This window comes from Arthrobacter sp. Soc17.1.1.1 (genome assembly GCF_036867195.1).
Taxonomy (GTDB): Bacteria; Actinomycetota; Actinomycetes; order Actinomycetales; family Micrococcaceae; genus Arthrobacter_D.
Genome location: NZ_JBAJII010000001.1, coordinates 1,959,354 through 1,980,837 on the forward strand (window position 1 = coordinate 1,959,354; position 21,484 = coordinate 1,980,837).

Consider the following 21,484-nt stretch of genomic DNA (forward strand, 5'->3'; position numbering starts at 1 on the left):
TCGGAACCGGGGGACGACGCACCGCTGCGGGCTCCTCGCTGCCCGCCGTCGGTGAGGGGATCTCCGTCCACCGCGTCATGGGGACGGAGACGGAGTACGGCATCATCGCGCCGGCCCTGCCGTCGGCGAACCCGACGCTGCTGTCCTCTCAGGTGGTCAACGCCTACGCGGCGACCCTGCGCGAGGGACTCGGCAACCTCGCGGGCACGCGGTGGGACTACACGGACGAGACGCCGCTGACGGATGCCCGGGGCTTCCGGATGGACCGCGAGAGCGCGCACCCGAGCCAGCTCACCGACGAGCCGCCCGAGCTCAGCGCCGAGCAGATCGCACTCGAACGCGGCGAGCCCACCGAGACCGCCGTGCTCATGAACCTCGTCCTCAACAACGGGGCGCGGCTCTACGTCGACCACGCGCACCCGGAGTACTCGTCGCCCGAGGTGACCAACCCGCTCGACGCCGTCCTGTGGGACCGGGCGGGCGATCACGTCGCCGTCACCGCCATGCAGCGGATCAGCGCGATGCCGGGCTTCTCACCCGTGATCCTCTACAAGAACAACACGGACAACAAGAGCGTCTCCTACGGATCCCACGAGAACTACCTCGTGCCCCGCAGGGTCCCGTTCTCGAAGCTCGCCGAGGCACTGATCCCGTTCTTCGTCTCCCGCCAGGTGATCTGCGGCGCGGGACGCGTGGGCCTCGGACCCCTGAACCAGGAGTCGGGGTTCCAGATCAGCCAGCGCGCCGACTTCTTCGAGAACGAGATCGGCCTCGAGACCACGGTCCGGCGGCCCATCATCAACACCCGCGACGAACCGCACGCGGTCGCCGAGAAGTACCGGCGGCTGCACGTGATCATCGGCGACGCGAACCTCAACGAGGTGTCCAACTACCTGAAGGTGGGCACCACCGCCCTCGTCCTGTCCCTCATCGAGCGGGGCGTCGCGCCGGTGCCCGTGCTCGAGGATCCGGTCGGTGCGCTGCACGCCATCAGCCACGACCCGTCGCTGCGGACCACGGTGCGCCTCACCGACGGGCGGAGCGTCACCGGGCTCGACCTGCAGGACCTGTACTGCGACGCCGTGCTCGCGGCCCTCCCGGCGGACGCCGACGAGCAGACGCGCGACGTCGTCGACCGCTGGCAGGCGCTCCTCGCCACGCTGCGCCGCGACCCCTCCGATGCCGCCCGGCAGGTGGACTGGATCGCGAAGCTGAAGGTGCTGGACGCGTACCGCGCACGGGACCGGCTCGCCTGGACCGATCCCCGCCTGGCGCTGATCGACCTGCAGTACGCCGACCTGCGGCCCGAGAAGGGCATCTACCAGCGGCTCGCACGCCGGGGCGACGTCGACCTGCTCGTGCCGCCCGCCGAGGTGTCCCGGGCCGCCGTCCAGCCGCCGAGGGACACCCGCGCGTACTTCCGGGGCCGCTGCATCGCGGAGTACCCCGCGGAGGTGGTCGGTGCCAGCTGGGACTCGCTGATCTTCGAGCTCGCGGGGGAGCGGCGCCTGCAGCGGGTCCAGACCCGCGAGCCGCTCCGGGGAACGGCGGCCCTCACGGAGGAGTTGTTCGACGTAGCAGCGGGCGCCGAGGATTTCCTCGCCCGATTGTTGAGCGGGCCCGATCGGCGCGTGGCACCATAGGATTGCGATCCCACAACGGGTCGCGGATACGGGAGGGGAGCCATCATGGCGACGCAGGACCGCATGAACACCAGCGGATCGGCAACGGAGGCGGAGGAGGAGACACCTGAGCCCGCCCCCGCCGCCCCGGAAGCCCAGGGCTCCACGCAGACGCAGGGCGTGGACGACCTCCTCGACGAGATCGACGGTGTGCTGGAATCCAACGCCGAGGAGTTCGTCCGTGGATTCGTGCAGAAGGGCGGCCAGTAGCGGATGCTCCCGGACGATGCAGCAGCAGCGGTTCCCCGGGCCGCCTCGACCTCCTTCGCCGACTATCTCGACGTGCACCACCCCGGACTGCTGCCGTCCAACCGCACGCTCGGACCCGTGACACCCTCCACCGACGCCGGCCACCTGGCCCCCCACGCCACGACGATCGTCTCCCTGACCTTCCCCGGCGGCGTCCTGATGGCGGGGGACCGGCGCGCCACCATGGGCAACGTCATCGCGAGCCGCCACATCGAGAAGGTCTTCCCCGCCGACCGCTCCTCGGTGCTCGGCATCGCGGGGAGCGCCGGCATCGGGCTGGACCTGACCCGGCTGTTCCAGGTGGAGCTCGAGCACTACGAGAAGATCGAGGCCACGATGATGAGCCTCGACGGCAAGGCCAACCGCCTCGCGGCGATGGTCCGGCAGAACCTCCCCATGGCGATGCAGGGCCTCGCCGTCGTGCCGCTCTTCGCCGGGTTCGACGCCGAGCGCCACGTCGGTCGACTGTTCTCCTTCGACGTGACCGGCGGGCGGTACGAGGAGCAGGAGCACCACTCGGTGGGCTCGGGCTCCGTGTTCGCCCGCGGGTCGCTGAAGAAGCTGTGGAACCCGCGCCTGGACGAGGCGTCCGCGGTGCGCGTGGCCGTGGAGGCCCTCTACGATGCGGCCGACGACGACTCCGCGACGGGCGGCCCCGACGCCGTGCGTTCGCTGTGGCCCGTGGTCTACGTGGTGGACGCGGCCGGTGCGCGGCGCATCCCCGAGCGTGAGCTCGAGGCCGTGGCACACGCCATCATCGATGCCCGCTCCGCTGCGGGCCGGGAGGCATAGGCCATGACGCAACAGTTCTACGTCTCGCCGGAACAGCTCATGAAGGACCGCGCGGATTTCGCGCGGAAAGGCATCGGCCGCGGCCGGTCGGTCGTGGTCATGAGCTGCCGGGACGGGATCGCCCTCGTGGCGGAGAACCCCTCGCCCTCACTGCACAAGCTGGGGGAGATCTACGACCGCATCGCGTTCGCGGCCGTGGGGAAGTACAACGAGTTCGAGAGCCTCCGGCAGGCAGGTGTGCGCTACGCGGACGTCCGCGGCTACTCGTACGCACGGGAGGACGTGACGGCCCGCGGTCTCGCGAGCGTGTACGCGCAGAGCCTCGGCGCCGTGTTCACCGCGGAGAGCAAGCCCTTCGAGGTGGAACTCGTGGTGGCCGAGGTGGGCCGCAGCCAGGACGCCGACCACCTGTACCGGCTCACCTTCGACGGCTCGATCGCGGACGAATCCGGGTTCGTGGTCATGGGCGGCGCGGCCGACGTCGTCGTCGACGCCCTGCGGGGCACCTGGTCCGCGGATCTGAACCTCCCCGAGGGCGTCCGGGCCGCCGCGCGCGCCCTGCGGAACGGCGGGACCGCTGGCACGACCGCGGAGGGTGACCGACCCGGGCCCGCCCTCGATCCGTCGGTCCTCGAAGTCGCCTTCCTCGAACGCGATCCCGACATCCTGCGCGGCAGCCGCCGCGCCTTCCGCCGCATCGGCGGCCCCGAGCTCGAGAACCTCCTGCAGCACGGACAGGACACCTGATGGACCGGCGCATCTTCGGAGTCGAGACCGAATTCGGCATCTCCTACTCGGGCCCGAACTCGCGCCCGCTCTCGCCCGAGGAGGTAGCCCGCTACCTGTTCCGCAAGGTGGTCAGCTGGGGGCGGTCCTCCAACGTGTTCCTGACGAACGGCTCGCGCCTGTACCTCGACGTCGGCTCCCACCCCGAGTACGCCACCGCGGAGTGCGACGACCTCGCCCAGCTCGTTGCCCACGACCGCGCGGGTGAGCTGATCCTCGAGGACCTCGTGTCCGAGGCGCAGCGCAAGCTGGCCCAGGAGGGCTACGACGGCAAGATCTACCTCTTCAAGAACAACACCGACTCCGCCGGCAACTCCTACGGCAGCCACGAGAACTACCTCATCCCGCGCAAGCTCGAGTTCGCCCGGCTCGCCGACATCCTCATCCCGTTCCTCGTGACACGGCAGCTCCTCGTCGGGGCCGGCAAGGTCCTGAAGACGCAGACCGGCTCCGTCTACGCCTTCTCGCAGCGCGCCGACCACCTGTGGGAGGGCATCTCGTCGGCCACCACGCGGTCCCGGCCCATCATCAACACACGCGACGAGCCGCACGCCGACGCCGAGCACTACCGCCGGCTGCACGTGATCGCCGGCGACTCCAACATGTCCGAGACCACGATGCTGCTGAAGATCGGGTCGGTGGACCTGCTGCTGCGCATGGTCGAGGCCGGCGAGGTGATGCGCGACTTCCGGCTGGAGAACCCGATCCGCAGCATCCGCGAGATCTCGCACGACCTCACGGGCCGACAGGTGCTGAAGCTCGCGAACGGCCGGCACATGACGGCGCTCGAGATGCAGCGCGAGTACCTGGCCCGCGTGACGGCGTTCGTCGGCCGGCACGGCGCGCACAACGACCACGTGCCCGCGATCCTCGACCTGTGGGAGCGGGTGCTCGACGCCGTCGAGACCGGCGACACCTCCGGCATCGACACGGAGGTGGACTGGGCCATCAAGAAGAAGCTGATCGACCGCTACCTCGCGCGCTCCGGCGGCGACCTCGATTCCGCCCGGGCGGCGCAGCTCGACCTGACGTACCACGACATCTCCCGTTCGCGCGGGCTTTTCTTCCTGCTGCAGGCCCGCGGGGAGGCGGCGCGCGTCGTCGACGACACCGCGGTGAAGGAGGCCGTGGACGTGCCTCCGCAGACCACGCGCGCACGGCTGCGCGGGGAATTCGTCCGCCGGGCCAAGGAGGCGAACCGCGACTACACGGTCGACTGGGTGCACCTCAAGCTCAACGACCGCGCCCAGCAGACCATCCTCTGCAAGGACCCCTTCACCTCCGTCGACGAACGCGTCGAGGCCCTGCTCCAGCAGCTCTGACACGGCTCCGGCCCGACCGGGGCGCGGCCTGCCGGCCCGTTCCCCGGTGCTCACCGGTCCCACCGCGGGCACCTGGCCGCCCGTCAACGGCGCGGGCGGAGGAGAAACCGTGCGGCCAGAGCCGTTAGGCTTGGCAGGGCCCTTTGTTCCGCGGGCAGCCCGACCTGGACACCAACCTGAAAGTGGTTCTGTGCGAAAAGTACTGACAATCCTTCTTCCGCTGCTGTTGCTGCTGCTGACGGCGTGCGGCGGCCCGACGACGGACTCCTTCGAGGGGAACGGGTCGGGGAAGTCCGCGGGAGCCGCCGAGATCTTCGACAGTGTCGAGGTCAGCGGGGGCTCCGACGAGGAGGCGCCCACCGTGGAGTTCGACGAGCCGCTGGACACCAGCGCCGCGGCGGCCAAGACGGTCGCCGAGGGCGACGGCGACGAGATCCAGGAGGGCGAGCAGATCCGCGTGCAGCTCGTGGCCCTCAACGCCGAGGACGGCTCGGTGCTCGGTGAGACCTACAGCCAGGGCGAGCCGCAGGTCCTGCCCCTGGACGACACCTTCAAGGGTGAGTTCCCCGAACTGTTCGAGGTCCTCATCGGCACGAAGGTCGGCTCGCAGGTCGCCTTCGCGGCGCCCGCCCCCGAGCAGGCCGAGGGAGCGCCCGAGAGCCCCAAGCAGATCCTCGTCCTGAAGGTCATCTCCGCCGAGCAGCCCCCGCCGGAGCCCGAGGTCATGTCCCCGGAGGACGTCAAGAAGCTCGACGACGAGGGGCAGCTGCCCACCTTCACGTTCGGTGAGAACGGCGCCCCCGAGGTCACCATCCCCGAGAACGACCCCTCCGACGACCTCGTCGTGAAGGTGCTCGAGGAGGGCGACGGCGAGGTCATCGCCGAGAGCGACACCATCACCGCGAACTACACCGGCTGGACCTACGCCGACGGCGAGAAGTTCGACTCGAGCTTCGACCGCGGCGAGGCCGCCAGCTTCCCCCTGAACGGCGTCATCACCGGCTGGACCAAGGGCCTCACGGGCCAGAAGGTCGGCTCCAAGGTACTGCTGGTCATCCCCGAGCCGTGGGCCTACCCCAACGCCGGGCAGGGCCAGCCCTCGGGCACGCTCGTGTTCTACGTCGAGATCGTCGGCAAGGAAGCCGCCCAGTAGTACCGGGCACACCCCTGCGGCCGGACGACCCGGCACACCATCCCCACGCCCTTCCCACGAGAGGAAAACCATGTCCTTCGGACAGCGCAGCTTCGACCGGCAGAAGCCGGAGATCGACTTCCCCGCCCACGACGCCCCCACCGACCTCGTCATCGAGGACATCATCGAGGGGACCGGCGACGAGGCGAAGCCCGGGAACACCGTGTCCACGCACTACGTGGGCGTCGCGTTCTCGACGGGCGAGGAGTTCGATGCGTCCTGGAACCGCGGATCCCCGCTCGACTTCCGCGTCGGCGTGGGCCAGGTCATCCAGGGCTGGGACCAGGGCCTGCTCGGCATGAAGGTCGGCGGGCGCCGCCGCCTGGAGATCCCGTCGCACCTCGCCTACGGGCCGAGCGGTGCGGGCTCGGCGATCGGCCCCAACGAGGCGCTGATCTTCGTGGTGGACCTGCTCGCCGTCCGCTAGCACCGCGCCGACCGGAGCGCCTGCTCCGGTCCGTCCACCCAGCAGCATCGCCCAGCAGCATCGTCCAGGAGGGACGCAGGTCAGCCCCGGTTGACGTGCGTCCCTCCTGCCGCTCCGAGGAAAGGTAGGGTTTTCCCGTGTCCGCCAAACGAACCGAACGCCTCCTCACCCTCGTGATCATGCTGCTGTCGAGCCGCCGCGGGTTCACGAAGGACGAACTGTTCGAGGAGATCGACCTGTACCGCGAGGCGACGTCCGTGGCAGCACGGGAGAAGCTCTTCGACCGGGACAAGGCGGCCCTGCGCGAACAGGGCATCCCGCTCGAATCCTTCAGCGAGGACGCCCTGTTCGACAACGACAACACGGTGCAGCGCTACCGGATCGACGCTGAGGACTACCGCCTCGGCGGAGTCACCTTCCAGCCCGAGGAGTACGCCGTCCTGAACCTCGCCGCCGGCGTGTGGGACCAGGGCTCCCTCGACTCCGCGGCATCCCGTGCCCTGCGCAAGCTCAGCTCCCGCAGCACCGACGGCGGCATCGAGCTCACGCCCCTCATCCAGCCGCGCATTACCACCGACGCGCCCTACTGGGACGTCGTGTGGCAGGCCCTCACCTCCCGGGCGCCCCTCCGCTTCCCGTACCGCGCGGCCAGCACCGGACGCGAGGAGGTCCGCACCGTCCACCCGTGGGGGATGGGCGCGCGCTTCGGCCACTGGTACCTGGTGGGCTTCGACACCACGCGGAACGCCGAACGCTTCTTCCGCCTCTCCCGCATGACGGGCGAGCCGGTGATCCTGCCGGGCACGTCCGACGTCCCGCCGTCCTTCGACATGAACCAGACACTCTCCTCGCTCTCGCGCCGCGAACCCGACCGCACGGCTCTCATCGCCGTGCGCCCCGGTTCGTGCCAGGTGCTCCGGGTCCGGAAGGACACGGAGGTCCTGCAGACGGGGGAGGAGTGGGACCTCCTGCGGGTACCGTACGCGGCGGCCAGCCCCATGGCGGCCACGGTGGCGGGACTCGGCACCAACGCGAGGGTGCGCGAGCCCCAGGAGCTCGCCGTGGAGGTCGGGCGGCTGCTCGACGGCGCCTACGAGGCTGCCGTCGCCGCACCGCACGGCCTCGAGATCACCCAGGGCGTGCGGCCCGCGCCGCGCCGGAAGTCCTCCGCCCAGGACCATCTGCTCCGCCTGCTGGACCTCGTGCCCTACCTCCTGGCGCACCCTGGCGCGGAGGTGGGCGAGACGGCGCGGAAGTTCGACGTCAGCGAGAGCCAGCTGACCAAGGACCTCGACCTGCTGTTCGTCAGCGGTCCGCGCCACTACCCCGACGGCCTGATGGACGTGAACATCGAGGACGGCCGCATCTACCTCACCAACGCACGCGACCTCGCGGAGCCCGTGAAGCTGAGCATGGACGAGGCCTGCTCCCTGATCGTCGGGCTCCAGGCGCTGCGCGAGCTGCCCGGCATGCGCAACAACGAGGCGATCGTGAGCGCCCAGACGAAGCTCACCGCCGCCGCGGGCGATGCCGCCCGCATCGGCACCGCGGTGGCGACGAAGCTGACGGAGGACGATATCGACCCCACGCTCGAGGTGCTGCAGGCCGCCCTGCACTCCCGGGTCCGGGTGGAGGTCGACTACTTCGTGCCCACGCGCGACGAGATCACGCACCGCCTGCTCGAGCCCATCAGGATCTTCCTGCACCAGGACACCTGGTACCTCGAGGCGTGGAGCGTGGACTCGGACGGGCTGCGCAACTTCCGCCTGGACCGCATCCAGCGCGCGGTACTGACGGACCAGCCGGCCACGGCCCTCGTGGACGAGGAGTCCCTCGCCCGGGACCGGCACGCGGTCCTGCCGTACCGGTCCGGTGACACGGACCAGGCCGTCACGCTCCTGCTGGAGCCGCGTGCGCGCTGGATCGCCGCCCAGTACAACGCGGACGCCGTCGAGGAACTCGGCGAGGACCGCCTGGCGGCGCGTCTCAAGGTCGCATCGAGCGCCTGGATCCCGGGCCTGGTGGCAGGACTCGGTGGGTCCGCCGCGGTCGTCGCACCGGAGCAGCTGCGCGAGGAGACCCTCCGCTGGCTGGAGGCAGCCAGGGCGCACCAGGCCCTGGCCTAGACTGGTCCCATGCTCTGGTGGATGTGGATCGTGCTCTGGGTGGCACTGGTGGCGGTCGGTGCGATCTTCCTGGCCGTCGTCGGGTTCCGTGTGTTCCGTCGCGGAATGCGAACTCTCGGTGAATTCGGGGAAGCGATGGACCGCCTCGAGGTGAACGTCCCGCCGGATGATGCCGACGGTGCCGCCGCCGCGAGCTCGCCGGGAGTCCCCGGGATCCCCGTGCCCGCCGTGTTCTCCCGGCCCGAGGACGTCCGCGCCGCTCGCGAGCTCGCCCGGCTGCGCCGCGCCTCCGACCGACGCAGCAGGCGTGTGGTCAGGCGCTCCCGTCGCGGGCAGCCCCAACTCCTGCAGGACATGCCCCACCTGTGACCTAAACTGGTGGGGGGATCAACGAGAGGAATTGGGCATGAGGCTCGAAGGCTGGCACATCGTCATCATCATCGTTCTTGCGATCGTCCTGTTCGGCGCACCGAAGCTGCCGGGCCTGGCGCGCAGCGTGGGGCAGTCACTGCGGATCTTCAAGTCCGAGGTGAAGCAGATGAAGGACGAGAACAACACCCCGGACGCCGGGACCGATCCCGTCGAGGGCCGCGTGGTCAACAACCCCGTCCCACAGGCCACCACGCAGACCTACGCGCCCACGTACCAGGCGCCCGTGCAGCACCCGGGGCAGCCCGGGCAGTCACCCCACCCGGCCGACGGCCGCGCTGACGGCCACACCGCGGCCGGCCCCTCGCAGCACGGCAGTTCCCCCTCGACCAGCCAGTAGGCCGGGACGTCCCGGTGTCACCATCCAAGGTCCGCCCGCGCGGCAGGAAGGCCAACCCCGAGGGGCGCATGGCCCTGAAGGAGCATCTGCGGGAGGCGCGCAACCGACTCTTCAAGTCCGCCATCGCGGTCATCCTCGGGACGGTCGCCGGGTTCTTCGTCTACGAACCGGTGCTGCGTGCGCTGGCCGCACCGATCATCGCGATCAACGCCCAGGACGGCAGGACGGCGTCGCTGAACTTCGACAGCGCCGCCTCGCCGTTCGACCTACTCATCCAGGTCTCCGTGTTCCTCGGCCTGGTGCTCTCCAGCCCTGTCTGGCTGTACCAGCTGTGGGCGTTCATCACGCCGGGCCTGAAGACCAAGGAGCGCCGGATCGCACTGGCGTTCATCGCCGTCGCCGTCCCGCTCTTCCTCGCGGGCATCTACCTGGCCTGGCTGATCCTGCCCAACGCGGTGCGCGTGCTGACCGAGTTCACGCCGGAGGACTTCTCCAACTACATCAGCGTCACCGTGTACTTCACGTTCGTCCTGCGCCTCATGCTCGCGTTCGGCATCGCCTTCCTGCTGCCCGTGGTGCTGGTGGGCCTGAACATGGTGGGTCTGGTCTCCGGCAGGCAGATCCTCAAGGCGTGGCGGATCACCGTGTTCCTGGTCTGCCTGTTCGCCGCGATGGCAGCACCGGGCGGCGACGCGCTGAGCATGTTCTACCTGGCGGTGCCGCTGCTGCTGCTGTTCTTCATCGCGATCGGGCTATGCCTGCTCAACGACAAGCGCCGCGCCCGGCGTTCCGCCGCCCGTGAAGCCGCCGTCGAGGCCACCGCCGACACCGCATCCCCCCTCGACGCCCTCTAGGCGACCCGGCCGCGTCCCGGTCGAACCACCGGAAAGCCACACGGTCGGCGGACCCGTCCACAGGACACGCTGCGGCCCCTCCTGCAAGCATCACGGGTGCCCGAAGGGTGTCGACAGGCTCGGCGTGCCCGCTCCGGGCCGAGCGTCTAGGGTGGACAGATGACCACCCCCGCGGAGAGATACGCCGCTGCAAAGGCCCGGACAGAGCGCTCACGGACCCAGCTGTTCCAGTTCGCGCAGACCCTCGGCTTCGAGCTCGACCCGTTCCAGCAGGAGGCCTGCACGGCCCTCGAGGCAGGCCGGGGAGTGCTCGTCGCGGCGCCGACGGGCGCCGGCAAGACGGTGGTCGGCGAGTTCGCCGTCTTCATGGCGCTGCAGCAGGGCCTGAAGGCCTTCTACACCACGCCCATCAAGGCCCTCAGCAACCAGAAGTACTCGGAACTGGCTGCGGTGCATGGCGCCGACCGCGTGGGGCTGCTCACGGGTGACACGAGCATCAACGGTGATGCGGACGTGATCGTGATGACCACCGAGGTCCTGCGGAACATGCTGTACGCGAACTCGGACGCCCTCGACAACCTCGGCTACGTGGTGATGGACGAGGTGCACTACCTCGCCGACCGGTTCCGCGGGGCGGTGTGGGAGGAAGTGATCATCCACCTGCCCACCGAGGTCAAACTGGTCTCCCTCAGCGCCACGGTGTCCAACGCGGAGGAGTTCGGCGCCTGGCTCGACACCGTCCGCGGGGACACGGACGTGGTCGTGTCCGAGCACCGCCCGGTCCCGCTGTGGCAGCACGTCATGGTCGGGCAGAACCTCATCGACCTGTTCGCCGGTGACGTCGCCTTCGACGAGGCGGCACCCGCCGGGGCGGGGAGCGGCGCCCGGGACCAGTACGACGTGAATCCCGAGCTGCTGGAACTGGCGAGCAACGAGATCCGGCTGAACCAGCGGGCGAACTGGGGCGGCGGCGGGCGGCGCGGCCGGCAGCGCAACGGCCGCGGCGGCCCTCCGCAGGTGAGCGCGGTACGGCGCGCCACCCGGCCCCAGGTGATCAGCGCCCTGGACCGCGCGGACCTGCTGCCCGCCATCACCTTCATCTTCTCCCGGGCCGGGTGCGAGGCCGCCGTGACCCAGTGCTTGCACGCCGGGCTCTGGCTGACCACGGAGGACGAACGCGACGAGATCAGCGAGACCATCGATCAGGCCACGCTGGACATCCCCCGCGACGACCTCGAGATCCTCGGATTCTGGACGTGGCGGGAGGGCCTGATCCGCGGCTTCACGGCGCACCATGCCGGGATGCTGCCCACCTTCAAGGAGATCGTCGAGCGCCTGTTCGCCGCAGGCCTCGTGAAGGCGGTCTTCGCCACCGAGACACTCGCGCTCGGCGTGAACATGCCCGCCCGGACCGTCGTGCTCGAGAAGCTCGACAAGTTCAACGGCGAGGCGCACGTGGACGTGACGGCGGGGGAGTACACGCAGCTCACCGGCCGCGCCGGACGACGCGGCATCGACGTCGAGGGCCACGCCGTCGTCCTGTGGCAACCGGGCACGGACCCCGGCGCCGTCGCAGGGCTCGCCTCACGGCGCACCTACCCGCTGAACTCGAGCTTCCGGCCGACCTACAACATGAGCATCAACCTCATGGCGCAGTTCGGGCAGGAGCGTTCACGCGAGATCCTCGAGACGTCCTTCGCCCAGTTCCAGGCGGACCGGTCCGTCGTCGGGCTCGCCAAGCAGGTGCGCAGCCGGGAGGAATCGCTCAAGGGCTACGAGAAGTCCATGACCTGCCACCTCGGGGACTTCCGCGAGTACGCGAACCTCAGGCGCGAGCTGACCGACCTGGAGTCGCGGGCGTCGCGGGACCGGTCGCGGACCCTGCGCTCCGCCGCGGAGACCTCGCTGGAGGCCCTCCGTCCGGGCGACGTGATCGACGTCCCGGGCGGGCGGAGCCAGGGCTACGCCGTGGTCCTCGACAGCGACACGTCCCGTGAACCGCGGCCCACGGTCCTCACCCTCGAGACGCAGATCCGGCGCGTCGGCGTCCAGGACCTCGACGGCCCCGTGGAGGTCCTCTCCCGTGTCCGCATCCCGAAGCACTTCAGCGCGCGCAGCCCGAAGGACCGCCGCGACCTGACCTCGTCCCTGCGCAACGCGCTCGAGGAGAAGCGACCGCCCCGGCGGGGCGCAGACCGGGTCTCGGCCGGGCACTCCGCATCCGCCGCCGCGGAGGAGCGCGCGATCACGGAGCTCCGCCGGCGCCTCCGCGCCCACCCCTGCCACGGGTGCAGCGAGCGGGAGCAGCACGCCCGCTGGGCCGAGCGGTGGTGGAAGCTGCGCCGGGAGACCGACAACCTCGCCGGGCAGATCCGGGGGCGCACGAACACGATCGCCAAGACCTTCGACCGAGTCTCGGAGGTCCTCGGCCACTACGGGTACCTGGAGTACACCGACGAGGGCGTGTCCGTCAGCGCATCGGGGCAGAAGCTCCGCCGCATCTACGGTGAGAAGGACCTCCTGATCGCGCTGTGCATCGAGCAGGGGGCATTCAGCGACCTCGACGCCGCCGAGCTCGCCGCCCTGACCACCGTGCTGGTCTACCAGGCGAAGCGCGAGGAGCGGGGCGTGCGGCCCGTCATGCCGAGCGTCTCGCTCGAGGGCTCCGTCGAGACGATCATCCGGCAGTGGTCCCAGCTCAACGACGTCGAGGAGCAGCACCGGCTCCCCGTCACCAGCGAACCCGAGCTGTCGCTCGTCTGGCCGATGTTCAAGTGGGCGCAGGGCCGGTCCCTGCAGGCAGCCCTGAGCGGCACCGAACTCGCGGCCGGTGACTTCGTGCGCTGGTCCAAGCAGGTCATCGACCTCCTCGATCAGATGGCGAAGGTGCCGGACCTGCCGGGCAACCTGCAGCAGACCTGCGCGCGGGCCATCAGGCTGGTGCGCCGCGGCGTGGTGGCATACTCGAACATCAGTGAGTAGTCCCCGCCCGGGACCCGCCGACCACAGAAAGCCGCCCAGCACCCCCATGCCCAGCCCCCGCCCCGCACCCGTCCTCTACCGCAACGGCTCCGTCTACAGTCCCGCCGATCCCTTCGCCACCGCCATGCTCGTCGACGGCGGCACGATCGCCTGGGTGGGCACCGAACACGCGGCAGCGAACCTCGAGGGGCCGGACGTACGCAGCGTCGACCTCGACGGCGCGCTCGTCACGCCCGGCTTCGTGGACGCGCACACCCATACCACGGAGACGGGCATCGCCCTCGGGTCGATCGACCTGACGGCATGCCGTTCGCTCGCGGGACTGCTGGACGCCGTCGCCGCCGCGTCCGCCGCCGGGTCGGCGACCATCCTCGGCTTCGGCTGGGACGAGTCGCAGTGGCCGGAGAACCGCGTGCCCACGGCCGCGGAGCTGGACCGCGCCGGCGGCGGCGCCCTCGTATACCTGGTGCGGGCCGACATTCACTCCGCCGTGGTCTCCGGCACGCTCGCCGCAGCGCTCGGCCTCGCCGCCCTGGACGGCTGGGACGACGGGTTCGTGGTCCGCGCGGCGCACGAGGCGTCGCGGCAGGCCACGCGCAGTCTCACGCCGGACCAGCGCGCCACCTACCAGCGCGCCGCGCTGCTCCACGCCGCGAGCCGCGGGTACGTGGCGGTCACGGAGATGGCGGCGCCGCACATCGCCCCGCGCGAGGATCTCGAGACGCTGCTGTCCCTCGACGGTCCCGGTCACGAGGTCCCCCTTCCCGAGGTCATCCCGTACTGGGCGCAGCTGACCTCGTCCCATGACGAGGTGCGCGAGCTCATGCAGGGTTTCGGCGGCCGCCTCGCGGGCCTCGCCGGTGACCTCAACGTGGACGGCTCCATCGGCTCGCGTACCGCCGCCCTCCGCGAGCCCTACAGCGATGATCCCGGCAACCGCGGCACGCTCTACCTGGACGCGGACGCGGTCGGAGCGCACCTGCTCGCCACCACGGCCGAGACCGTCCAGGCCGGCTTCCATGTGATCGGCGACGCGGGGCTCGATGTCGTCCTGCAGGGCCTCGACCTGGCCGCCCGTGAACTCGGCGTGGAGGAGGTCCGCCGGGCGCGGCACCGGCTGGAACACGTGGAGCTCGCCGACGACGCCGCCATCGCGGCGCTGGTGCACTACGGCGTCGCCGTGAGCGGGCAGCCGGCGTTCGACGCCCTGTGGGGCGTCGAGGACGGCCTCTACGGGCAGCGGCTGGGGGAGCGCAGCGCCGGCATGAACCGCTTCGCGTCCCTGCTCTCCGCCGGCGTCCTCGTGGCGCTCGGCTCCGACAGCCCCGTCACCCCCCTCGACCCCTGGGCGTCCGTCCGCGCGTGCCTGCAGCACAGCAACCCGGGAGAGAACATCTCCGCCCGGGCCGCGTTCATCGCCCACACGCGGGCGAGCTGGCGGCTCTCGGGCCGCAGCCCCATGATGGGCCAGCTCGCGCCCGGCACCCCGGCGTCGTTCGCCGTGTGGAAGGTCGACGAGCTGATGGTGCAGACCCCCGACAACCGGGTCCAGTCCTGGAGCACCGATCCGCGCGCCGGCACACCGCTGCTGCCCGCCCTGGACACCGAGAACGCCCCGCTCTGCCTCGAGACCGTGCACGACGGGCGGCGCCTCTACGCCGCCGAGGGCTTCGCCGCGGCCTAGCACCGGATGCGGGAAGCAGCCGTCCGAGGTCGGTGCGGAACGCCGCCCTGCCACGCCGCCCTGACCTGCGACGAAACACATCGCCGCAGGTCAGGCGGCCATTGACTCTCACTCCACAGCACGTAAGATTTTGCTTTACGGGTTGGATGACCTCCTGCGGGAGGGAACCTGGCTGGTCTCCTGAGCGCAATGCATCGGCCTTCCGAACGGCGCGTGTTGCCCATCCAGGCGGAGCTGGCACTCAAGGGCAGGTCCACGTGTCGTTAGAAAACGGTGGCGCCATCCGTGCCGACGCCGGTCCGAAGGTACGTGGATCTGCCCGCCCGTCCCGCCGCCCGTCCCGCGCCCGGAGTCGGGGTCGGCGTCGGCCTCCCGTGGGGGACGCGGCCGGTCGCCTATACTTGCACACTGGCTCCGCTGCGTGCGGGGCGGTCCCTGCGCGATGCGCACCCCTTGATGGAAAGGCCCCAGCTGCGTGCGAGTCGTCACGATCATCCCCACCTACAACGAGGTCGAGTCCCTGCCACGGACCCTGGCCCGGCTGCGCTCGGCCGTGCCGGCCTCCGACGTCCTGATCGTCGACGACAACAGCCCCGACGGCACCGGTGATCTCGCCGACCGCGCCGCGGCCGCCGACGCGCAGGTGCACGTGCTGCACCGCACCGGCAAGGAGGGTCTGGGCGCCGCGTACATCGCGGGCTTCCGGTGGGCGCTGGAGCGTGACTACGACGTCCTGGTGGAGATGGACGCGGACGGCTCGCACCGGCCCGAGCAGCTGCAGGGCCTGCTGGATGCGGTGGACCGGGCGGACCTGGTGATCGGCAGCCGCTGGGTGAGTGGCGGCAGCGTGGTGAACTGGCCCGCGCACCGCAAGCTGCTCTCCCGTGCCGGCAGCACCTACTCGCGGTTCATGCTGGGCCTGCCGGTCCGCGACATCACCGCCGGGTTCCGGGCGTTCCGGCGCTCCACCCTCGAGGCCCTGGACCTGTCCGCGGTCGAGTCCGTGGGCTACGGCTTCCAGGTGGACATGACCTTCCGCGTCGCCCGGCTGGGCCTGACCATCGTGGAGGTGCCCATCACGTTCGTGGAGCGCGAGCTCGGGGACTCGAAGATGAGCGGGAACATCGTGTTCGAGGCCATCGCGAACGTCACGCGCTGGGGCCTGGGCGCCCGCTGGGCCAAGCTCACCGGCCGCGCCTGACAGACCCCGCCGGCCGGCACGCCACCCGGCGCGTCAACCTCCTGGCACCTCCCGGCACGTCCCGGCACCCGACGCACCTACGACGAAGGCACCCACCATCTGGCGGGTGCCTTCGTCGTGTGCGTGATGCTCCTGGCGGTCAGGCGGAGCGGCGCTCCCCGCGACGCTCGCGCAGGATCGTCAGGCGGTCCTGGAGGATCTGCTCGAGTTCCTCGACGGAGCGGCGCTCGAGCAGCATGTCCCAGTGGGTACGGACGGGCTTGTCGTTCGAGGTGTCGGGCTTCTCCCCGTCGACCAGGAGCGCTTCCTTGCCGGTCTTGGAGACCCAGGTCGCCGGGATCTCCGCCTCGGACGAGAAGGTCACGAAGACCCGCTCACCGTCCTCGCACCGGTACTCGACCCGCTGCCGGGGAGCGGGCTCGACGCCGGATTCCGTCTCCATCGACTGCGCTCCGAGGCGCATGCCGCGCAGGCTGCGATCGCTCATGATGATCTCCTCATTCCCGTGGCCCGTGGGGCCGTTGCCGCTGTGTTCACCGGGGGTCTGGCGGGCCGTGCCGCTGATCCGCCCGGTACTTCTCCCGCCGAAGGGACGGAAGGGAAGCTGTCTGTACAACACCGTCCGCCGCAGGGATGTTCCCGCGGGCGGAGGGGTAAACACCTAAGTATACAGGGCGGTCCGCCGGGCTCCGCGAGGGCGGGCGGACGGCGATGGGCCGCCACCGGAGCGGTAGCGACCCATCGTGGTCCGCGGCAGGGGGCCTCAGGAGCGCGACACCATCTCCGGCCCGTCCGAGGGGGAGTCGGGCGTGGTGGTGCCGAGGACGTTGCCGATGCCCTTCAGCGCCTCGCCGACCTCGCTGGGGATGATCCAGAGCTTGTTCGCGGAGCCTTCGGCCAGCTTGGGGAGGGTCTGGAGGTACTGGTAGGCGAGCAGCTTCTGCGTGGGGTTGCCCTTGTGGATGGCGTCGAAGACCTTGTGGATGGCCTGCGCCTCGCCGTCGGCTCGCAGGATCGCGGCCTTCGCGTCACCCTCGGCGGCGAGGATGGCGGCCTGGCGCTGGCCCTCCGCCGTGAGGATCTGGGACTGCTTGGTGCCCTCGGCGGTCAGGATCGCGGCGCGGCGGTCACGCTCGGCGCGCATCTGCTTCTCCATGGAGTCCTGGATGGAGTGGGGCGGGTCGATCGCCTTGAGTTCCACGCGGCCCACCCGGATGCCCCAGCGGCCGGTGGCCTCGTCGAGGACACCGCGGAGCTGGCCGTTGATCTGGTCGCGGGAGGTGAGGGCCTCCTCGAGGTTGAGGCCGCCGACGACGTTCCTCAGGGTGGTGGTGGTCAGCTGCTCGACGGCCTGGATGTAGTTGGCGATCTCGTAGGTCGCCGCCCGGGGGTCGGTGACCTGGAAGTAGACCACGGTGTCGATGGACACCACGAGGTTGTCCTCGGTGATGACGGGCTGGGGCGGGAAGGAGACCACCTGCTCGCGGAGGTCGAGGAGCGGCAGCAGGCGATCGACGAACGGGATCAGGATCGTCAGCCCCGGATTCAGGGTCCGCTGGTACTTGCCGAGCCGCTCGACGACTCCCGCGCGGGCCTGCGGGATGATCCGCACGGACTTCACGAGGACGACGAGGACGAAGATGATGAGGGCGATCAGGACTACTGCGAGTCCGATCGTTCCGGCGGAGCCGTTCATGAATCCCCTTTGTTGTGGTGGTTGCCCTCCGGCCGCGGGTCGGCCGGCGAGCGGGAAGCGGGATGGTCCGCGCTAGTCCGCGGCGGTCGGCGCGGTGCGCTCGGCGTCGGGACCGGCGGGCTCGACGACGGCGGTGGCACCGTCGATCCTCGCGACGGACAGGCGGGTGCCCGCGGGCAGGGCGGCGCCGTCCGACGAGCGGGCCGTCCAGGTGTCCCCGCCGATCTTCACGGTGCCGGAGTGGGCCGTGACCGGTTCCAGGGCGACAGCCGACGCGCCGACGAGCCGGTCGATGTTGTTGAGCTGGTCCCGCGGACCCTTGCGCAGGTGCCGCACGGCCACGGGCCGGACGAGCAGGATCATGAGCAGCGAGACGACGGCGAACACGACGATCTGCAGCACGAACCCCGCGCCGACGAACGTGGCGACCAGGGCGGCCAGGGCGCCGACCGAGAGCATGAGGAAGAGCAGGTCGAGGGTCAGGGTCTCCACTGCCGCGAGCCCCAGGAACAGGACCAGCCACAGGATCCAGCCGTTGTCGAGCAACCACTCCATCAGCCATCCCCCTCGTGTGCGTGCCGCAGCAAGCGGCCGTCGGTCCCATTCTGGCAAAGCGGTCCGACAATACCTAGGGTGCCGGCCCGTGTACCCGTGAGTCGTTACCCTTCCGTGCCGTCCGTGCGGCGGGCGGCGCGGGCCCGGCGGCGATCAGGGGCGGGCCAGGACCTGGACGGTGAAGCGCGCCGCGACCTCCAGCGGGGCTGCGCCGGCCGCTTCCGCCACCTCTGCCGCGTCCTCCGCCCGTGCATGCCGCGCCGCGGGCCCCATGACCAGGGCGGAGCGGGCGAGGTCCCGGGGGAGGGACATGGCGTAGTCCAGGTCCTCCCGGCCGGTCTCCACCAGCGCCCCCTCGAAGGATGCGAGGACGTCGTCGGCCTTGTGCGCCGGGACGGACAGCAGCGGACCCACCGCTTCCAGCCCGGCGAGGTGTCCGGGCCGGGGGGTGACGACGACGAGGCACCCGCCCGGCGCGAGGATGCGCACGAACTCGCCGGGGTTCCGCGGTGCGAAGACGTTCAGGAGCACGTCGACCGACGCGTCGGCGAGCGGGAGCCGCCGCCAGACGTCCCAGACCAGGCTGATCCCGCCGGGCAGCCTCCGGGCGGCCCGGCGCAGGGCCATCTTCGAGAGGTCGAGCGCCACGGGATAGCACGCGGGCGCCTCGGCCACGAGTCCTTCCAGGTAGTAGCCCGTGCCCGCCCCCGCGTCGAGGGCCACGGCGGGGTCCGCCGTCCGGCCGCGGACGGCCCGGACCACCGCCCGGCGGAGCGGGTCGTAGGCACCCGAGCCGAGGAACCGCTCCCGGGCATCGACCATGTCGGCGGTGTCGCTCTCGAAGGGCGTCCCCTTGCCGGTGAGCAGGTTGTAGTAGCCCTGGCGGGCGGCGTCGAAGCGGTGCCCGAGCGCACACGCCAGGGACCGGTCCCCCTCCGCGAGCGCGGAGGAGCAGACGGGGCAGACCAGGAGGGGATGGGGGAGGGAGCGGGGTACGGGGGACACGGGGGACACCGTCCCATCCTAGGGAGAGCACGCCCCGCACCGTTGACTCAGGCCACTATTTCGGTTCTGATCGGGAGGGTGAAACCAGACCAGATCGAACTCCTGACCACCACCGGCACACCGACACTCCATCCGGACGGCTCCCGCCTGGTGGTCGCCGCGACCCGCCCCGACCTCCGCGCCGACAGCTACGTGGGCCAGCTGTGGGAGATCACGCTCGACGGCGAGCGACGCCGGCTCACGCGCGGCTTCCGTGACACCGCCCCCCGGTACTCGCACGACGGCGCGCTGCTCGTCTTCCTCCGGGCCGCGCCGGGCGGCAAGCCGCAGCTGTTCGCCGTGCGCGCCTCGGGCGGCGAGCCCGTGCAGCTCACCGACCAGCCCCTCGGCGTCGCGCACTTCGACATCTCCCCGGATGCGGGGACCATCGTCTTCGCGGCACGCGTACCCGAGCACGGGCGCTACGGCACCGTCGACGGCGTGAACGGTGCACTGGAGGACCCCCGCCTGATCACCGGGTACAAGTACCGCATGAACGGCCTCGGCTACACGACGGACAAGCGCTCCCAGCTGTTCAGCGTCCCGGTGCCCAGCCTCGACGCCGAGCCGTACATCGCCGCCGTCGGCAGGATGAAGCAGGAGCACGCGGACGGCCCGGGCGCGCTCGAGGAGCAGGGCGCGGTGCCGCCCGCGACACAGCTGACGACGGCGGACGCCGACCACCTCGAGCCGGTGTTCTCCGCCGACGGGCAGCGCATCCTCTTCACGGCCGCGCTCGCGGAGGACGCCGACTCCACCCTCGTGTCCGACATCCACTCGATAGCACTCGACGGCGGCGACCACCGGACGCTGACCAACCTCGGCGGGGACACGCGCCTCGGGTGCAGCGCACCACGCCCGAGCGCCGACGGCGCGTGGCTGTTCTTCCTGGCATCGGACCTCTCGCCCTCGGGCCTGGACTTCGTGGCCCGGAACACGGCGCTCCACGTCCTGCCGATCGGGGACCCGCAGGACGTGCGGCGGCTCACCGACCCGGAGACCGTGGACGTCGGCGACGTCCAGGAGATCGTCGCGGACGGGCCCGACTCCGTGCTCGTCGTCAACCGCACGCGCGGCATGGGCGAACTCCTCCGCGTCTCGGCCGCGGGGGAGAGCGAGACCCTCGTCGCCGGCTCCACCGTGGTGACGGGAGCCGCGGCGGCCGGCGGCACCGTCGTCGTCTCCTACACCGACCCGGCCACCTCCGGCGACGCCGCGGTCGTCGAGAGCGGCGCGCTGCGTCGTGTCTCGGACTTCTCGGCTGCCCTGCGCGACGCCACGCGTGTCGCGGAGCCGCAGGAGCGCACCTACCCTGCGCCCGACGGGACGCCCGTGCACGGGTGGGTCGTCCTGCCCGAGGGCGAGGGCCCGCACCCGGTGCTGCTCGTCATCCACGGAGGGCCCTTCGCGCAGTACGGGTGGGGCTACTTCGACGAGGCCCAGGTGTACGCTGCCGCGGGGTATGCGGTGCTGCTGTGCAACCCACGCGGCGCCGCCGGCTACGGGCAGGCACACGGCCGCGTCATCAAGGAGGCGATGGGCACGGTGGACCTCGACGACGTCCTCGCCTTCCTCGACGGCGCGCTCGCCGGCCACGGCGTCATGGACCACGGGCGGCTCGGGGTCATGGGCGGCTCCTACGGCGGCTACCTGACGGCCTGGACGATCGCCCACGACCACCGCTTCGAAGCCGCGATCGTCGAGCGCGGGTACCTGGACCCGCCGTCGTTCGTGGGCTCCTCCGACATCGGCTGGTTCTTCTCGGAGCAGTACACCGGGACTGACCCGGCGCGGGTGTCGGAGCAGAACCCGTTCGCGAAGATCGGGCAGGTGCGGACGCCCGCGTTCGTCATCCACTCGGAGGAGGACCTGCGGTGCCCCATCGAGCAGGCCCAGCGGTACTACACGGCCCTGAAGAAGCAGGGGGTCGAGACGGAGCTGCTCGTGTTCCCGGGTGAGACCCACGAGCTGTCGAGGTCGGGGTCCCCGTGGCACCGCAGGCAGCGCTTCGAGCACATCCTGCGGTGGTGGGCACGCTACCTGCCCACGGCAGCGAATCCGGCGCCCTCCCCGGCGCCCTCCCCGGCGCCCTCCCCGGCGCCCTCTCCGGCGCAGTAGCGGAT

The 21,484-nt window shown here is 71.0% G+C and carries 19 protein-coding genes; 15 read left to right on the plus strand and 4 right to left on the minus strand.

What is annotated here, in order from left to right; translation table 11 throughout:
• Nucleotides 1–77: 77 nt before the first annotated feature.
• The 14 genes from dop to V6S67_RS09085 all read left to right on the plus strand — a co-directional run bounded on the left by dop (nt 78) and on the right by V6S67_RS09085 (nt 16,066).
• Nucleotides 78–1,643: a depupylase/deamidase Dop gene (dop, locus tag V6S67_RS09020; protein ID WP_334211563.1), complete on the plus strand. Its 1,566-nt coding sequence runs from the start codon at nt 78–80 to the stop codon at nt 1,641–1,643.
• A gap of 45 nt (nt 1,644–1,688) precedes the next feature.
• Complete coding sequence (locus tag V6S67_RS09025; protein ID WP_334209928.1) at nt 1,689–1,892, plus strand: ubiquitin-like protein Pup; 204 nt, start codon at nt 1,689–1,691, stop codon at nt 1,890–1,892.
• A 3-nt stretch (nt 1,893–1,895) separates the two neighbouring features.
• Nucleotides 1,896–2,723, plus strand: coding sequence for a proteasome subunit beta (gene prcB, locus V6S67_RS09030; RefSeq protein ID WP_334209929.1), 828 nt, complete (start codon nt 1,896–1,898; stop codon nt 2,721–2,723).
• A gap of 3 nt (nt 2,724–2,726) precedes the next feature.
• A complete protein-coding gene (gene prcA / locus V6S67_RS09035; protein WP_334209930.1) occupies nt 2,727–3,470 on the plus strand; it encodes a proteasome subunit alpha in 744 nt (247 codons plus the stop codon).
• Nucleotides 3,470–4,831, plus strand: coding sequence for a Pup--protein ligase (pafA, locus tag V6S67_RS09040; protein ID WP_334209931.1), 1,362 nt, complete (start codon nt 3,470–3,472; stop codon nt 4,829–4,831). Before prcA ends, pafA begins: the two co-directional genes overlap by 1 nt.
• Nucleotides 4,832–5,021: 190 nt before the next feature.
• Entirely contained in the window at nt 5,022–5,984 is a 963-nt protein-coding gene (locus V6S67_RS09045; protein WP_334209932.1) for an FKBP-type peptidyl-prolyl cis-trans isomerase, read from the plus strand.
• Between the two features lie 70 nt (nt 5,985–6,054).
• Entirely contained in the window at nt 6,055–6,450 is a 396-nt protein-coding gene (locus tag V6S67_RS09050) for an FKBP-type peptidyl-prolyl cis-trans isomerase (protein WP_334209933.1), read from the plus strand.
• A 137-nt stretch (nt 6,451–6,587) separates the two neighbouring features.
• Nucleotides 6,588–8,576 (plus strand): helix-turn-helix transcriptional regulator, encoded by a 1,989-nt coding sequence (locus V6S67_RS09055; protein WP_334209934.1) that lies wholly within the window; start codon nt 6,588–6,590, stop codon nt 8,574–8,576.
• Between the two features lie 9 nt (nt 8,577–8,585).
• The gene (locus tag V6S67_RS09060; protein ID WP_334209935.1) at nt 8,586–8,945 is read left to right on the plus strand and encodes a hypothetical protein; all 360 of its coding nucleotides are present in this window, start codon (nt 8,586–8,588) and stop codon (nt 8,943–8,945) included.
• A 37-nt stretch (nt 8,946–8,982) separates the two neighbouring features.
• Nucleotides 8,983–9,345, plus strand: a complete 363-nt coding sequence (tatA, locus tag V6S67_RS09065; protein WP_334209936.1) for a Sec-independent protein translocase subunit TatA — start codon at nt 8,983–8,985, stop codon at nt 9,343–9,345.
• A gap of 68 nt (nt 9,346–9,413) precedes the next feature.
• Nucleotides 9,414–10,199: a twin-arginine translocase subunit TatC gene (gene tatC, locus V6S67_RS09070; RefSeq protein WP_334211564.1), complete on the plus strand. Its 786-nt coding sequence runs from the start codon at nt 9,414–9,416 to the stop codon at nt 10,197–10,199.
• Between the two features lie 159 nt (nt 10,200–10,358).
• Nucleotides 10,359–13,181, plus strand: a complete 2,823-nt coding sequence (locus tag V6S67_RS09075) for a DEAD/DEAH box helicase (RefSeq protein WP_334209937.1) — start codon at nt 10,359–10,361, stop codon at nt 13,179–13,181.
• A gap of 46 nt (nt 13,182–13,227) precedes the next feature.
• A complete protein-coding gene (locus tag V6S67_RS09080; protein WP_334209938.1) occupies nt 13,228–14,865 on the plus strand; it encodes an amidohydrolase in 1,638 nt (545 codons plus the stop codon).
• Between the two features lie 475 nt (nt 14,866–15,340).
• Nucleotides 15,341–16,066 carry a polyprenol monophosphomannose synthase gene (locus V6S67_RS09085; RefSeq protein WP_334209939.1) on the plus strand — a complete coding sequence of 242 codons (726 nt, stop codon included), beginning with the start codon at nt 15,341–15,343 and terminating at the stop codon, nt 16,064–16,066.
• Nucleotides 16,067–16,205: 139 nt separating this feature from the next.
• Here the strand turns inward: V6S67_RS09085 and V6S67_RS09090 are convergent, their stop codons facing one another.
• From V6S67_RS09090 to V6S67_RS09105, 4 genes are all read right to left on the minus strand, one after another.
• Complete coding sequence (locus V6S67_RS09090) at nt 16,206–16,553, minus strand: RNA polymerase-binding protein RbpA (RefSeq protein ID WP_104051092.1); 348 nt, start codon at nt 16,551–16,553, stop codon at nt 16,206–16,208.
• Nucleotides 16,554–16,829: 276 nt separating this feature from the next.
• Nucleotides 16,830–17,762 carry an SPFH domain-containing protein gene (locus tag V6S67_RS09095; RefSeq protein WP_334209940.1) on the minus strand — a complete coding sequence of 311 codons (933 nt, stop codon included), beginning with the start codon at nt 17,760–17,762 and terminating at the stop codon, nt 16,830–16,832.
• 72 nt (nt 17,763–17,834) lie between these two features.
• On the minus strand, nt 17,835–18,320 hold the full coding sequence (locus tag V6S67_RS09100) for an NfeD family protein (protein WP_334211565.1): 486 nt from the start codon (nt 18,318–18,320) through the stop codon (nt 17,835–17,837).
• Nucleotides 18,321–18,470: 150 nt separating this feature from the next.
• Nucleotides 18,471–19,331 carry a putative RNA methyltransferase gene (locus tag V6S67_RS09105; RefSeq protein WP_334209941.1) on the minus strand — a complete coding sequence of 287 codons (861 nt, stop codon included), beginning with the start codon at nt 19,329–19,331 and terminating at the stop codon, nt 18,471–18,473.
• Between the two features lie 69 nt (nt 19,332–19,400).
• Here V6S67_RS09105 and V6S67_RS09110 point away from each other — a divergent pair, with 69 nt between their 5' ends.
• Nucleotides 19,401–21,479, plus strand: coding sequence for a S9 family peptidase (locus V6S67_RS09110; protein WP_334209942.1), 2,079 nt, complete (start codon nt 19,401–19,403; stop codon nt 21,477–21,479).
• The last annotated feature ends 5 nt before the right edge of the window (nt 21,480–21,484 follow it).

Excerpts from the sequence above, each read along its gene's own strand:
- dop (WP_334211563.1), top strand. The coding sequence starts at position 78 with ATGGGGACGGAGACGGAGTACGGCATCATCGCGCCGGCCCTGCCGTCG.
- V6S67_RS09025 (WP_334209928.1), top strand. The coding sequence starts at position 1,689 with ATGGCGACGCAGGACCGCATGAACACCAGCGGATCGGCAACGGAGGCG.
- prcB (WP_334209929.1), top strand. The coding sequence starts at position 1,896 with ATGCTCCCGGACGATGCAGCAGCAGCGGTTCCCCGGGCCGCCTCGACC.
- prcA (WP_334209930.1), top strand. The coding sequence starts at position 2,727 with ATGACGCAACAGTTCTACGTCTCGCCGGAACAGCTCATGAAGGACCGC.
- pafA (WP_334209931.1), top strand. The coding sequence starts at position 3,470 with ATGGACCGGCGCATCTTCGGAGTCGAGACCGAATTCGGCATCTCCTAC.
- V6S67_RS09050 (WP_334209933.1), top strand. The coding sequence starts at position 6,055 with ATGTCCTTCGGACAGCGCAGCTTCGACCGGCAGAAGCCGGAGATCGAC.
- V6S67_RS09060 (WP_334209935.1), top strand. The coding sequence starts at position 8,586 with ATGCTCTGGTGGATGTGGATCGTGCTCTGGGTGGCACTGGTGGCGGTC.
- tatA (WP_334209936.1), top strand. The coding sequence starts at position 8,983 with ATGAGGCTCGAAGGCTGGCACATCGTCATCATCATCGTTCTTGCGATC.
- tatC (WP_334211564.1), top strand. The coding sequence starts at position 9,414 with ATGGCCCTGAAGGAGCATCTGCGGGAGGCGCGCAACCGACTCTTCAAG.
- V6S67_RS09075 (WP_334209937.1), top strand. The coding sequence starts at position 10,359 with ATGACCACCCCCGCGGAGAGATACGCCGCTGCAAAGGCCCGGACAGAG.
- V6S67_RS09080 (WP_334209938.1), top strand. The coding sequence starts at position 13,228 with ATGCCCAGCCCCCGCCCCGCACCCGTCCTCTACCGCAACGGCTCCGTC.
- V6S67_RS09090 (WP_104051092.1), bottom strand. The coding sequence starts at position 16,553 with ATGAGCGATCGCAGCCTGCGCGGCATGCGCCTCGGAGCGCAGTCGATG.
- V6S67_RS09095 (WP_334209940.1), bottom strand. The coding sequence starts at position 17,762 with ATGAACGGCTCCGCCGGAACGATCGGACTCGCAGTAGTCCTGATCGCC.